We start from the raw sequence: 12,571 nt of genomic DNA, 5'->3' as shown, positions 1-12,571 counted from the left end.
ACTTAATACTAAGCTAAAAAGGAGTTTTTTGATGAGATATTTTATAATTGGCTCATTTCTTTTAGCGCTTATGGGAATGTATGCTTGTCAAAATGAACCTGAAATGGATTCAATTGATTCTAATATCAATGAAGAACACATTATTCAAGTCGAAGATTCAGAAAAACCCCAAAACCGCGACCATACGAACCAAGAAGCAGCAGATCGTCTCTCCCAAATTGCTGCTGAAGTCGAAGAAGTTGAAGAAGCTAATGCATTAGTGTTCGGTCGTTATACGATTGTTGGTATTAATGTGACTGATGATCTTAGTCGCTCACGTGTAGGTAGTGTTAAATACACGGTTGCTGAAGCATTAAAAGATGACCCATACGGCCATTATGCATTTGTTGTCGCCGGTGGAGATATCGTTGCACGTATCCAAGAAATCAACCGTGGTATCCGAGAGGGAGAAGCACAACATGTCATTGTTAATGAAATAGCTAATCTTGTGGGTCGTTACATTCCAGAAACTCCTCCAGAATCAAATCAAGCTCCTTCATATGAAGAACAAACGAATGAACAGCAAACGGACGAACAGCAACGCCACCCTCAAAACCCACCTCAGCAGGAAACATCTTCATAATAAAACTAACTCCCAAAAAGGATTGACTTTTTGGGAGTTAAATTTACTCTGACTTCACTTCATTATAATATTGCACACCGAATTGAGATCCTTCTGCTACCATTTCAGAATTTTCAAGATCATCTAATTCAGGCTTACCCGCTTCCTCAATCGGGAATCTTTCTCCTGTTAAGTAATTTGTAAAATCATTAATTTTGTTTTTTACATCCTGACGTCTATTCTCATCAATTAATAAATAAGATGTGACGGCCGCTCCAGCAGCAATTGCTGATGAAATAATAAGTTTTCTAGACATAAAAGTTCCCTCCTGAAATGAAAAATTTCTTAGTTAAGGTATTCCCTGATGCTACTATTTCAAACATCGAAATGACAATTTTTTGTTTGTCGTGCTATAATACAAGCTATAGATGAATTAATTGAGGTGATCGAAATGCGTGCACAATGTGTGCTATGCGATCAAATAGACAAAATCGATTCGGTTTCACTATTAGCAAAGCAATTACGGAAAAAAAGAAAAATTTCCTATCTATGTGAAGAGTGTTCTGAGCGTATTACAACTAAAACAATTGAGCGAAAACAATCACCACACTTTAAAACTTATCAAACGGATGAGTATGATGAATATTTAAGATAGGTTGAGAGCGAATTTTTTACAATTCTCATTAAAAAATTCCGGAAGGCTTAAGCAATTTAGCCCTCCGGAATTTTAACATTCTAATTCGTATTTCGTTCACGATGGAGGCGAAAACGATAAATACCTAACACCGCCGATACAATCATTAATACTTCAACAATAGGTAACGAAAAGACCGCAAATAAAATTAATAAAAAGCAACCTAATACTAACAGTCCATAAACAATCAACGATTTACCGATCGGCAATTGTTTAGCAAACCCTAATTTATATGTGATGATCGCAAATACAGCAATAGCTAAAAATAATAACCAAAAGCCCGCTTCACCGCCAACATCTACAAGAAAATATTGTTCAATCGGTGCAAAGCGAAAATGCTGGTCTGCTGCTTCAATTGATTCTGAGTCCACAATAATCCCTCTTTTCTAACCTTCTTACCCTTTACCATCATACTAAATCCGAAAACGTTGTGCTACATAGGAATTGAATGTTTTCAAAATTTGTCACATCGTGTACACTTAATATGAATGAGGTGAAATCATGAAATACGAAACGAAAATGCTCATACTTGCTATTATTATCGTATCCTGCTTTATAGCAACCGCGATTGTCATCAGCTATAGAAATTATGGGTTAATGGCCCTCTTTTTCTTCTCAGGTTTAGCTTTAATGGGATATGGCTTTAAATTAAAAAGCGAATATCAACGTGATGAACAATAAACGAGCGCTTACTTAACGTAGGCGCTCGCTTTCTATTTCGGTTCAATATAAGTTAATAGCTCAGAGTGGATTGCCTGATTAGCACAAATTACCGTATTTTTTTGTAACAAATCAAGAGGCGATCCATCTATTTGCGTGGTCATACCCCCCACTTCATTCACTAGAATCATTCCAGCAGCTACGTCCCATGGAGCTAGACGCATAGTGACATAGGCATCGATAATCCCTTCAGCAATAAAAGCAAATTCTAAAGCAGCCGATCCATACGAACGAGTTCCTTTGGCCTTAGCAATAAGCTGATGAATCGTCGTTTCCTTCAGACGCCGATTAGGCATAGCCCAAACATTATTTAAACCGATTAGAGCGTCCTCTAGTGTTTTCGTTTGATCCAAGGATTGTAGGCGTCTTCGGTTTTTGTAAGCTCCTTGACCACGTGCAGCTTCATACATCACATCGCCCATCACATCATAGATGAGGCCAATCTCGCCAATTCCTTCATGATAGATACCTACTGAAATTGCAAAAAATCGTTTCTGATGAACAAAATTCATCGTTCCATCGATAGGATCAATAATCCATACGGTGCCTTCTAGTGATTTAACATCTTCACCTACACCTTCTTCCCCCATCACTTGATGGTCAGGATAGATCGACTTAATTTTATTAAGTAAGAATTGTTCTGTCGCTTCATCAACTTCAGTCACTAGATCTTTGTGATCTTTTTTGGTATTAATCTGATACGGGCTTTCCATCATATCTCGGATCAATTGACCAGCATCATAAACCCATTGTTTAGCTTGATCTAACATCGATTGTTTGCTGCGATTATCCATTAACAGAACCCCTTTTTCTCTATTCAGTAACTATATTATAACAAAAATAATTAACCCGCATAAGCTAAAGGGTTTCATGCTACAAGATGAGCTAAATATGTTAAAATAACTAACGAATTCGACATAATACGAACATTAATTGAACAAGGAGTGTTTGCATGACAACGTTTAATGGATTTAGCCAAAAAGACTTTGACGTTTTTACGATTGACGGATTAGATGAGCGAATGACTGAGCTTAAAAGCCGCATATCGCCCAAACTTCAAGATATTGCAGAACGTTTAGAACCTACTGTTTCCTCACTTGCTGGCGATCAAATGTATATTCACGTTGCTAAACACGCACGTCGTAAAACAAATCCACCTAACGACACGTGGGCTGCCCTTGCGAATAATCAACGTGGTTATAAAAAGCTTCCGCACTTCCAAATTGGCATGTGGGAATCCCATGTATTTATTTGGTTTGCCGTTATTTACGAAAGTCCAATTAAAGAAGATTTCGCAAAACAATTAAAGGCAAACAAACAAGAGATTCTCAGTCAAATTCCTGATAACTTTGTATGGTCTAAAGACCACACAAAACCTGAAACAATTAGTCATAAAGATGTTAAAGATCGAGAATTTGATGAACTTGTGGAACGTTTAGAAACGGTGAAAAAAGCCGAAATATTATGTGGTCAAGTTTTCAATCGTGATGATGAACGTTTACAGGATGAGGAAACGATGATGGAATTATTTGATGAAGCTGTTAGAACACTAATGCCGCTTTATAATCTGACGAAAAAACTACAGTAACCAAAAGAGGTTGAGACAAAACTAATAATGCAAAGTAAACCCCGACCGATTTTTATGAAAAATAAATCGGTCGGGGTTTCTGCTTAAATGACGCTCCATCAAAACACTTCGCTTGGTTCTACGTGACATAAGCTCAACATCAGCTCTGCTTACGCAATCGCTGTGTTTCCTTTACCGGGGCACGGCTCGAGCCAGGCGACACCATCGAATAAGCTACCTTGAAACTTGCACCGAGGAAGCCCGCTTCGAAGCGTTACTAGAAGACGCAGGTGCATCCCTCAGCCCAAAAGCGGGGCCTGCGGGGTCTCGAGACGCGTGCTGTTCCCGCAGGCGTCTACGTGTGTTGATTCCGCTTTGCTACTGCTTTCCTATGATTATTTCAAACATTCATATTTTGTATAGCTAATTATTATTTTGTTCCAACTTCTTAACTATTAAGTCATAGAAAATGAGTCTTGTTCATTCAATTCTTGTGCTTTTTTCACGACTCGATAAGGGATATAATCCGTTTCTTTTTCAAAAGTTTTAAACATCGATTTTTCTTCACTCTTAGAAGGCACAACTGCTTTGAATTGTTTGTAATCATCTAATACTTGTTTTGCCGTTACTTGTTCTTCATAAGCCGATTCTACTGTGTTAAAAAACTGAATAACTTGCATCACTTCTTCCGTCGACCAATCAGGATCAATCGGGTAATGATAATTCATATTCTGTCACCTCTTACATTTGCCATTGTTTTTGAATACGTGCCACGTCTGATTGAATAGCGCTAAATAATTCTTCTACTGTCGGTATATCCTGAATTCGCATAGCAACTTGACCGGCCCAACCAAAACCTTGAGCTTCGAGCCCATCATAAATATAACGTTTATTAGCTTGACCACTAATATAATCTTTTAGTCCTTCATATCCTGCTTCTTTTGCTTCTAACGACAGAATTTCATCTGTCCAATTATTTTTTAAGGCTCGCGCAGGTTGACCTAGAGATGATTTAATCACAACAGTTGATTGTGCATCAGCATTAACGAGATCCTGCTTATATTGTTCATGCGCTTGAACACACTCTTGTGTCGCGATAAACCGTGTCCCCATTTCAATCCCTTCTGCACCTAATGCTAAAGCAGCCATTAATCCACGTCCATCACTAATGCCACCTGATGCAATAACTGGAATATCAACAACATCAGCAACTTCAGGAGTTAAGACAAAGGTTCCGAGGTCATCACGACCAATATGACCGCCTCCTTCTTGACCTACAACCATCACTGCATCTGCCCCCAGTTCAGCAGCTTTTTCTGCTTGGCGTTTGGCAGCTACTAATACGAGCGTTTTGATACCTGTGCCTTCAACTTGATCTAAAACAGGCTTAGGATTGCCACCTGTTACTGAGATTGCTGGAACCTTTTCATCAATCGCTACTTGCACCATGTGACTAAACTCTCGATGCCCTTGCCCAATGGCGAAGTTTACACCAAATGGGCGATCTGTTTTTTGTTTCAATTTATGTACTTCCTGGCGTAAAGCGTTTTCGTCAGGTAAACTCATAGCTGTTATTTGACCAAGTCCGCCAGCATTTGAAACAGCAGCAGCCAAATCAGCATAAGCTAAATGAGCTAAACCTCCTTGGATGATAGGCCACTCAATGTTTAATAATTCTGTTACTCTTGTGTTTAAACCCATTGCGTCCCCTCCTTTTTAATTAGTATAGCATTTTCCCTTCGAATTGAAAAAAGCACACGGCCTATACCGTGTGCTAAAACTTTGATACTGAAAGCGATTTCAAACTAGTGTTTATGACAAGAACACTGACTACTATAAATTACTGTCACTTTTTCAACTTCAAAGTGATCAATAACACGTTGACACTCTTTACAAACAATTGTGCCCATGACCATCGCTCCTTTATCAGAAAATGATATAATTTTAGGTTAATAACAGTATATTATGTCATACTAATTTTTGCAACAGGTTATAATAATTATCTGCAAAAAAATTGTTTCTGTTTCCTTAAGAAATGTGATATAGCAACATTTTGATTTATACAATTAGTTAATTCTATGATCCAAGTGATTAATTTAATCGTATGCTAAATAAATCTAAAAAGGGGGAGTGTAAATTAAATGAAGCCCATAATAAGTTTAATCTGTGTTTTATTTTTTCTTATTTTTTTAATTGGTTGTGCGAGTTCTACACAGAACCAGATGAGTTCAAATAATTCCACTGATTCAGAAAGTGCTTTTGAAGAATCAGAAGAAAAGCAAGATAAAACATCTTCAAATGATGAAATCGAGAAACGTAATACAAAAAGCAAGATTCAAACTTCAGATCATATGCAAAACGAAAATTCATTTTCAAGTAGTGATATCATAAAGGATGAACGAAATGGTATTACACCTACACGCATAAAAGTTCCCGCTATTGGTGTAGACACCAAAATCGAGCATGTTGGACTACTAGATAATGGTCAAATGGATGTACCGGATGGACTTGAAAATGTTGCCTGGTACGAACCGGGTACCAAACCTGGTGCACGCGGCAACTCAGTTATTGCTGGACATGTAGACGATACAGTCAATCCTGCAGTCTTCTATGATCTGCACAAACTAGAATCTGGTGATGAAGTAATCATAACTGATAAACATGGCAAAGAACTTACTTTTGAAGTTTTTAAAAAAGAAGTTTACCCTAGAAAAGACTCACCAGTAAAAGAAATTTTCGGTTATTCCCATCGTAGTCTTCTCAACTTGATTACTTGTGAAGGTGAATTCGATCACGAATTTAATGGCCGGGAAGAACGGTTAGTAGTCTATACAGAATTGAAAAAATAAAAGCAAGGCAATCGCACCGAATGCGATTGCCTTCTTTATGTATTAGGTCTTAGACTTTTTATGGCTCTGAATGCAGTTTATATTAGAGTTTTATTATATAAAGTATCGGATTAATAAACAGCATTAGAAATTGATAAGATTCCACAGGCTTTAGAATGGATCTTGAAATGATTCTTAAATTATTGAACTAATAGTGAGTAGATCAAAGTTGTCTCAAAAAAAGAACCGTCCTAAATATGGACGGTTCTTTTAACTTTGATTGTATAATTATTGTTCGGATCTTCTAATATAGAATCCTGTGGCTACAATTGCTGCAAGAATTCCAATTAGTGCAGTTATTCCAAAGGTTGACATGCCTTCATCTGCGGGTGCTAGACCTGTTTTTGGCATTTCTGATGGTGATTTTTCTTGGAATTTATCTGGGAACTGATCAACAAATGCTGTTGATAGACCTTCAGCGGGATTGAACATATGTGCGTATGCTTCACGCGTGTTATCATATGCCATTTCATAATCACCTGCCACATAGTTATCAAATGCACCTATTAATTGATTCACATGCATTTGAAGTCCTTCAGCCAATGCGTCAGATTCTAGGCGTTCATCTGTTGCATTTTCAAGGAAAGTTGAAAAGTCTGTTCGGTACTGATCAAGTGCATCTAGTGCTGCTTGTTTCGCTTCTTCATCCTCGGCTCCTGTTGCTTGAACGTATTCAACAAAGTTACCGATGTGTGCCGCCCACATTTCTTTAAACTTCTGTCCTGCTTCTTCACCATATATTGATGAAATCGCCGCTGCCAAGTCATCTGTGTTATTGCTAAGTGCTGCTGCAGATGCATCAAAATCTTCTGAACCGTCAATTCCATTTTGCATTGTCATTACAGCTAGTCCAGCATGCTCAGATAAAAGATTATTTAAGTCTGAACGAAGGTCTGCCGCTGCAGTTGCTGGTGACATTTCATTAAACTTATCTGGGAACTGATCAGCAATCGCTGTTGATAAACCTTTACTTACCATATACATATGACCAATAGCTTCACGCTCATACTCATATGCTGTTTCGTAATCGCCAGCCACATATGCATCAAAGGCTCCGATCAACTGGTTTACGTGCATTTGCAACCCTTCTGCTAGCGATTCAGCTTCTAAACGTTCTCCCGTCGCTGTTTCTAGAAACTCGGAAAATTCATTCTTATACTGAGCAAGTTCATCAAGTGCTGCTTGCTTTCCTTCTTCATCCTCTTCGGCAGTAGCCATGACATAATCAACGAAGAATCCAATGTGATCTGACCACATTTGGTTAAACTGTTGACCAGCATCTTCACCATATACCGATTCAATTGCTCCAGTTAAATCTTCTGTGTTCTCGTTAAGCGCTGCTACGATAGCATCGTAATCTTCTGCACCATCTGCACCTTTACGCATAGCTTCAACGGCTAAGAACGCATGTTCACTTAAGTAATGATCTAATGTCGCTCGAAGGTCAATTGCTTCATTCTGTACTGTAGGCTCCATTTTCTGACTGTCGTGATCATCTGCGTTCACCGTCATCGTCCCTGGAATTACCAGTGATACCGCCAAAGGTACAACCATTAATCCTCTTTTCCAATTCATCATTCTCCACTCTCCTTTTTATTGATTTCACTGAGCATACGTGGAGGTTGATGATTTGGATCACTTCTATTATAAATTATTTTGAAATTTTTGTTGAAATAATTATGTGACATGCACTTTGTCATATAAAAAACATTTGCCTCATGCCATATCACTTCAATAGTTAAGAAGCAATATCACACAGACAAATGTTAATGGTGCTATTTATAAACCAGCAGCTAATAAGATATCCCCTTGAGGAACTTCACTGTTAGGGGTTGGCTCAAGCGTGATGGCAACGGTATCCCAGTTTACATCTTCTAAGCTATCTAAATTAAAGGAAACAGCTCCGCTACCATTTTCACTAGGAACGAAGGTACCAGCCCTGTAAGGCTGTTCATCTTCTAATAACCATACTTGGTAGGCTTCCTCTCCAGACACTTCCTCTAAATTATCAGCTTGCACTAATAATGTCCGACCTTCTTCGTTTTCCAAAATCGATGCCTGACCGGTCGCGTCCATTACTTCAGTTGCATCTAGGGCCACGGATTGAATGAGTTGGTCTGTTTGATTTTCAGATTCTTCGACAGGAGTATCGGCAGTTTCATTCATCTCCATGAGAAGATATATATTTCCTACAAGTGATAGAAATAAAATTGCTGCAATGGTATAAAATGAACCTTGCTTTTTCTGAACCCTTCTTTTTGAGTCATTTTTATGAATAAATGGAACATTTCTCTCTGCTTCTTTCTCCTCTTTTCCTTCTACAGTTTCTGATTCATTACTTGAGTTCGTTTCATTATTTGCGAAAACATTCCCAAGCACACGGTCCTTCATACCTTCAGGAGGTTTAACAGGCTCGGAAGCAAAAGGGAGATCTTCGTGTAATGTGTTTAATTCAGCTAATTCCTGTTGGCATTCCAAACAGTCCTTTAGATGTTCTTCAAATTCTTCCTTCTCTTTTATTGATAACTCCCCGTTAAAATAATCAATCAACCAATTACATTTTTCGTTATTCATCACGCGATCCCCCCTTTTCATCAATTGTCGTCAGATGTTTCTTTAGATGATTTAATGCCAGTCGTATCCTTCCTTTGACTGTCCCAAGCGGAATATCTAGTCTTTCAGATATTTTTTGTTGTGACATTGCATCAAAGTAGAACAAATGGATAACTTCTAATTGATTTGTATTCAATTTACGCATAGCCTCTCGAACCCTTTCAGCATCCTCTTTCCACTCGAACAGCTCTTCTGTTAAAGGTTCTTCACTATACAGCGAATCTCTTTCTTCTAACGTGTAGGTTTGAACTTTCTTTTTTCTCATGATATCGATTGCGGTATTTCTTGCTACTGTCAGAATCCATGAAGAGAACTTTCCTTTCTTTTTTTGGTAAATCCCCTTCTTAGTCCAGATCTTAATAAATACTTCCTGCACGACTTCTTCAGACAGTTCGTTATTCTTCGTCATCTTAAAAGCAAACGAATACAGGAGCTTTTCATACTTCTCGTACAATTCTTCGAGCGCATGTTTGTCGCCCCGTTGGATTGCATCATATAATTCCAAATCCCGATCGCTCATATGAGTCTCCTTTTTATGCTAAGTTAGTTATTACTATTATAATTAAGAGATCAGCCTTTCACAATTTATAAGGATTCATTAAGAGTACGTTTGAAAAAAGTGATTGGATGATATTTATCAAAAATCTTCTACAATTCATATAGGAAATCCTAATTCAACAACTTTAACAAAAAAACTTGGTGACCACCAAGTTTTTTTGTTTCTTATTTATCTGTCGGTAACAATATAGTATCAGGGTTAAGCATGTCATATCCTTTGTCGCGCAAGCCTTGAACAATATCTTTCAAAGCTGCATTTGTCCATTCACGATCATGCATCAATAAGTTTGCTCCGTCTGATAATAAGTTTGTATTAACCATGATGTCTGCAATCGCATCTTTCTCCATGTAATCCTGCTTAAAATCATAGCCATACGACCAATTCATTAACAACATGCCTTCCTCTTCTACCAATTGCTTAGCAAAATCAGTGTTAACGCCATGTGGAGCTCGGAAAAACTCTGGTTTTTCACCTGTCACTTCCTTAATCAGTTGGTTAAGAGACAAGATTTCCTCACGCTGCTCTGATTGACTAATTTCACTCAGATTTTGATGACTATATGTATGGTTGCCAATCGAAAAACCCATCTCATGTATTTGTCTAACAATTTCTTGGCTTTCTTCATCTTCCATAAAAATGCCGTTCACAAAAAATATCGCTGATGCATCTAGTTCATTCAATGTTTTGGCCATTTCAAGGAATTGACCATCAGGCCCATCATCAATCGTAAGTAAAACAACTTCTGAAGGTGCGTCATTAATTGGTTTAAATGACCATACATCATTCATTTCATATAAAGGCTTTTGAACTTCTTCATCATTATTACCAGAAGTAGAGTTCTCGTTATCGTCTTCCACTTGATCTTGTTCTTCATCATTTTTTGCTTGAGCTTCATTTTCACTTGGTTCAGTTGTTTCCTCATTTGATTGATCTTCTGTTTCTTTCTTTTCTTCGTCTACTTGTTCATTTGATTGCTCTTCTTGATTATTAGTTTCTTCACTCGATTCTTCGTTTTCAGTTTCACTTCCACACCCAACTAATGCTAAAATGCACACAAAAAATATGATCCATTTTTTCAATTCTGTTCCCCCTCTTGATCGTCTCTAGTTATATTATATCTTACGTTGATCTAAAATGGATAGGTTAATTTATGACTGATTTATGTATGGATTAGAATGACTTGCTAAAACTAACGATGTCTTACTTTCAGATAGGAGGATGTTTTATGAAGAAATCCGTTACACGCGTATTTTATATATCATTAGTTATCGCCATATTATTTATTGCGTGGGGTGTCATTCCTGAAGAAACCTGGCCAAATTGGAACCTCAATACCGTTACAAATAATGTGCAAAGTTTCCTTGTTTCTAAATTTGGTTGGTTTTATTTATTATCTGCCACCGCCTTTTTAATTTTCGCTATTTATTTGATCGTCTCAAAATACGGAAACATTGTCTTAGGTAAAGAAGATGATGAACCTGAATACAATTACTTAACTTGGTTCGGTATGTTATTTAGCGCTGGTATGGGGATTGGTTTGATATTTTGGGGGGCCGCTGAACCTATTTCGCATTTTAACGCACCTCCGTATGATGTTAGTGGTGATGGCGAAGCTGGACGCGTTGCTATGCGTTATAGTTTCTTTCATTGGGGTCTACACCCTTGGGGAATTTACGCGATTTTAGCTTTAGCTTTAGCCTATTTTCAGTTCCGTAAAGATTATCCTGGACTAATTAGTAGTACACTGAAACCATTATTTGGCGACCGAATGGATGGCAGTTCAGGTACGATCGTTAACACGATTGCCGTGTTTGCCACTGTCTTCGGGGTAGCGACATCACTTGGGCTCGGTGCTCAACAAATCAGCAGTGGCCTAGGCTTCGTTAATGAAAATTTATCTAACACTGTCACTTTGCAATTAATTATTATTGGTGTCGTAACTATTTTATTTATGCTATCTGCTTTGACAGGTTTAGACCGTGGTATTAAATATTTGAGTACGACGAATATCGTGCTAATGTTTTTGCTATTCTTATTTATGTTATTTGCCGGACCGACCAACTTCATTATGAACTATTTCACGACCACCCTTGGTAGTTATGTTCAAAATTTACCGTTTATGAGTTTTCGTACAACGCCATTTAGTCCAGATGATACAGGATGGCTTGAAAGCTGGACAATATTCTATTGGGCATGGTGGATTGCTTGGGCTCCCTTTGTTGGTATGTTTATCGCACGTGTTTCACGAGGAAGAACCGTTCGTGAATTTATCATTGGTGTTCTTTTAGTTCCGACGATTTTTGGTGCACTTTGGTTTTCAGCTTTCGGCGGTTCAGCAATCTCCCTCGAATACCATCACGGGATGGACATACAAACAGTCATAAATAATGTAGGTGAAGAAGGAGCTCTATTCACAGTCTTAGAAAACTATCCCTTACAACTTGTCACCACATTACTGACAATCTTATTAATTAGCACATTCTTTATCACATCTGCCGATTCAGCTACTTTCGTATTAGGTATGCAAACGACTGGTGGCGATCTTAATCCTGATTTGAAAGTAAAACTTGCTTGGGGGGTTGTTCAATCGGCAACAGCTGCCGTTTTATTGTGGCAAGGTGGGTTAGGTGCTTTACAAACCGCTTCAATCATTGCCGCCTTCCCGTTTGTGTTTATACTCATAATGATTATATTCTCTATTGTCAAAGCCTTTCGGGAAGAAGCAAAACAACACGACCTCAAACGCCGCAAATATAAATAGTTTTGAAATAAATGCATTCATTTATTTCAAAACTCACTTCATTTATTTAATAAGTTCACTTATTTATTTAATAGGTTCTAAGTCAAATGTTGGGGTGCTCTCTTAAGAGCACTCCTTACTTATGCCATTTGGCCTTGTATATCCTTATATTTATGATGCAATAAGACT

16 protein-coding genes are annotated in these 12,571 nt (G+C 37.9%); 6 read left to right on the top strand and 10 right to left on the bottom strand.

Annotation, left to right across the window (positions count from 1 at the left end):
• Positions 1-31: 31 nt before the first annotated feature.
• A complete protein-coding gene (locus FHR85_RS00080; RefSeq protein ID WP_167259790.1) occupies positions 32-622 on the top strand; it encodes a YhcN/YlaJ family sporulation lipoprotein in 591 nt (196 codons plus the stop codon).
• Positions 623-665: 43 nt separating this feature from the next.
• On the opposite strand, the gene FHR85_RS00075 is transcribed toward FHR85_RS00080, so the two are convergent.
• Positions 666-917 (bottom strand): hypothetical protein, encoded by a 252-nt coding sequence (locus FHR85_RS00075; RefSeq protein ID WP_167259788.1) that lies wholly within the window; start codon positions 915-917, stop codon positions 666-668.
• A gap of 135 nt (positions 918-1,052) precedes the next feature.
• Here FHR85_RS00075 and FHR85_RS00070 point away from each other — a divergent pair, with 135 nt between their 5' ends.
• On the top strand, positions 1,053-1,256 hold the full coding sequence (locus FHR85_RS00070; protein WP_167259786.1) for a YlaI family protein: 204 nt from the start codon (positions 1,053-1,055) through the stop codon (positions 1,254-1,256).
• Between the two features lie 80 nt (positions 1,257-1,336).
• On the opposite strand, the gene FHR85_RS14315 is transcribed toward FHR85_RS00070, so the two are convergent.
• On the bottom strand, positions 1,337-1,666 hold the full coding sequence (locus FHR85_RS14315; RefSeq protein ID WP_167259784.1) for a YlaH-like family protein: 330 nt from the start codon (positions 1,664-1,666) through the stop codon (positions 1,337-1,339).
• A gap of 130 nt (positions 1,667-1,796) precedes the next feature.
• Between FHR85_RS14315 and FHR85_RS00060 the strand changes: the two genes are divergently transcribed.
• A complete protein-coding gene (locus FHR85_RS00060) occupies positions 1,797-1,976 on the top strand; it encodes a DUF5325 family protein (protein ID WP_167259782.1) in 180 nt (59 codons plus the stop codon).
• Between the two features lie 32 nt (positions 1,977-2,008).
• On the opposite strand, the gene FHR85_RS00055 is transcribed toward FHR85_RS00060, so the two are convergent.
• Positions 2,009-2,809 (bottom strand): inositol monophosphatase family protein, encoded by an 801-nt coding sequence (locus tag FHR85_RS00055; protein ID WP_167259780.1) that lies wholly within the window; start codon positions 2,807-2,809, stop codon positions 2,009-2,011.
• A 158-nt stretch (positions 2,810-2,967) separates the two neighbouring features.
• Between FHR85_RS00055 and FHR85_RS00050 the strand changes: the two genes are divergently transcribed.
• On the top strand, positions 2,968-3,603 hold the full coding sequence (locus FHR85_RS00050; RefSeq protein ID WP_167259778.1) for a YktB family protein: 636 nt from the start codon (positions 2,968-2,970) through the stop codon (positions 3,601-3,603).
• A 434-nt stretch (positions 3,604-4,037) separates the two neighbouring features.
• Here FHR85_RS00050 and FHR85_RS00045 read toward each other — a convergent pair whose 3' ends face one another.
• The 3 genes from FHR85_RS00045 to FHR85_RS00035 all read right to left on the bottom strand — a co-directional run bounded on the left by FHR85_RS00045 (position 4,038) and on the right by FHR85_RS00035 (position 5,492).
• The gene (locus FHR85_RS00045) at positions 4,038-4,310 is read right to left on the bottom strand and encodes a UPF0223 family protein (protein ID WP_167259776.1); all 273 of its coding nucleotides are present in this window, start codon (positions 4,308-4,310) and stop codon (positions 4,038-4,040) included.
• A 13-nt stretch (positions 4,311-4,323) separates the two neighbouring features.
• Positions 4,324-5,283, bottom strand: a complete 960-nt coding sequence (locus FHR85_RS00040) for an NAD(P)H-dependent flavin oxidoreductase (protein WP_167259774.1) — start codon at positions 5,281-5,283, stop codon at positions 4,324-4,326.
• Positions 5,284-5,387: 104 nt separating this feature from the next.
• Positions 5,388-5,492 (bottom strand): GapA-binding peptide SR1P, encoded by a 105-nt coding sequence (locus FHR85_RS00035; protein WP_167259772.1) that lies wholly within the window; start codon positions 5,490-5,492, stop codon positions 5,388-5,390.
• A 231-nt stretch (positions 5,493-5,723) separates the two neighbouring features.
• On the opposite strand from FHR85_RS00035, the gene FHR85_RS00030 reads away from it, so the two are divergent.
• Positions 5,724-6,431, top strand: coding sequence for a class F sortase (locus tag FHR85_RS00030; RefSeq protein ID WP_167259770.1), 708 nt, complete (start codon positions 5,724-5,726; stop codon positions 6,429-6,431).
• A gap of 267 nt (positions 6,432-6,698) precedes the next feature.
• Here the strand turns inward: FHR85_RS00030 and FHR85_RS00025 are convergent, their stop codons facing one another.
• The 4 genes from FHR85_RS00025 to FHR85_RS00010 all read right to left on the bottom strand — a co-directional run bounded on the left by FHR85_RS00025 (position 6,699) and on the right by FHR85_RS00010 (position 10,721).
• Complete coding sequence (locus tag FHR85_RS00025; protein WP_167260481.1) at positions 6,699-8,045, bottom strand: copper amine oxidase; 1,347 nt, start codon at positions 8,043-8,045, stop codon at positions 6,699-6,701.
• 204 nt (positions 8,046-8,249) lie between these two features.
• On the bottom strand, positions 8,250-9,044 hold the full coding sequence (locus FHR85_RS00020) for an anti-sigma factor (protein ID WP_167260479.1): 795 nt from the start codon (positions 9,042-9,044) through the stop codon (positions 8,250-8,252).
• The gene (locus FHR85_RS00015; protein ID WP_167259768.1) at positions 9,037-9,603 is read right to left on the bottom strand and encodes an RNA polymerase sigma factor; all 567 of its coding nucleotides are present in this window, start codon (positions 9,601-9,603) and stop codon (positions 9,037-9,039) included. Before FHR85_RS00015 ends, FHR85_RS00020 begins: the two co-directional genes overlap by 8 nt.
• A 203-nt stretch (positions 9,604-9,806) precedes the next feature.
• Positions 9,807-10,721 carry a polysaccharide deacetylase family protein gene (locus FHR85_RS00010; protein ID WP_167259766.1) on the bottom strand — a complete coding sequence of 305 codons (915 nt, stop codon included), beginning with the start codon at positions 10,719-10,721 and terminating at the stop codon, positions 9,807-9,809.
• A 146-nt stretch (positions 10,722-10,867) separates the two neighbouring features.
• On the opposite strand from FHR85_RS00010, the gene FHR85_RS00005 reads away from it, so the two are divergent.
• A complete protein-coding gene (locus FHR85_RS00005; protein ID WP_167259764.1) occupies positions 10,868-12,403 on the top strand; it encodes a glycine betaine uptake BCCT transporter in 1,536 nt (511 codons plus the stop codon).
• The last annotated feature ends 168 nt before the right edge of the window (positions 12,404-12,571 follow it).

Source organism: Alkalibacillus almallahensis, assembly GCF_011761495.1.
GTDB classification, from domain to species: Bacteria; Bacillota; Bacilli; order Bacillales; family Alkalibacillaceae; genus Alkalibacillus; species Alkalibacillus almallahensis.
Note: the sequence above shows the minus strand (reverse complement) of the source record. Positions and strands in the feature narration are given on the sequence as shown.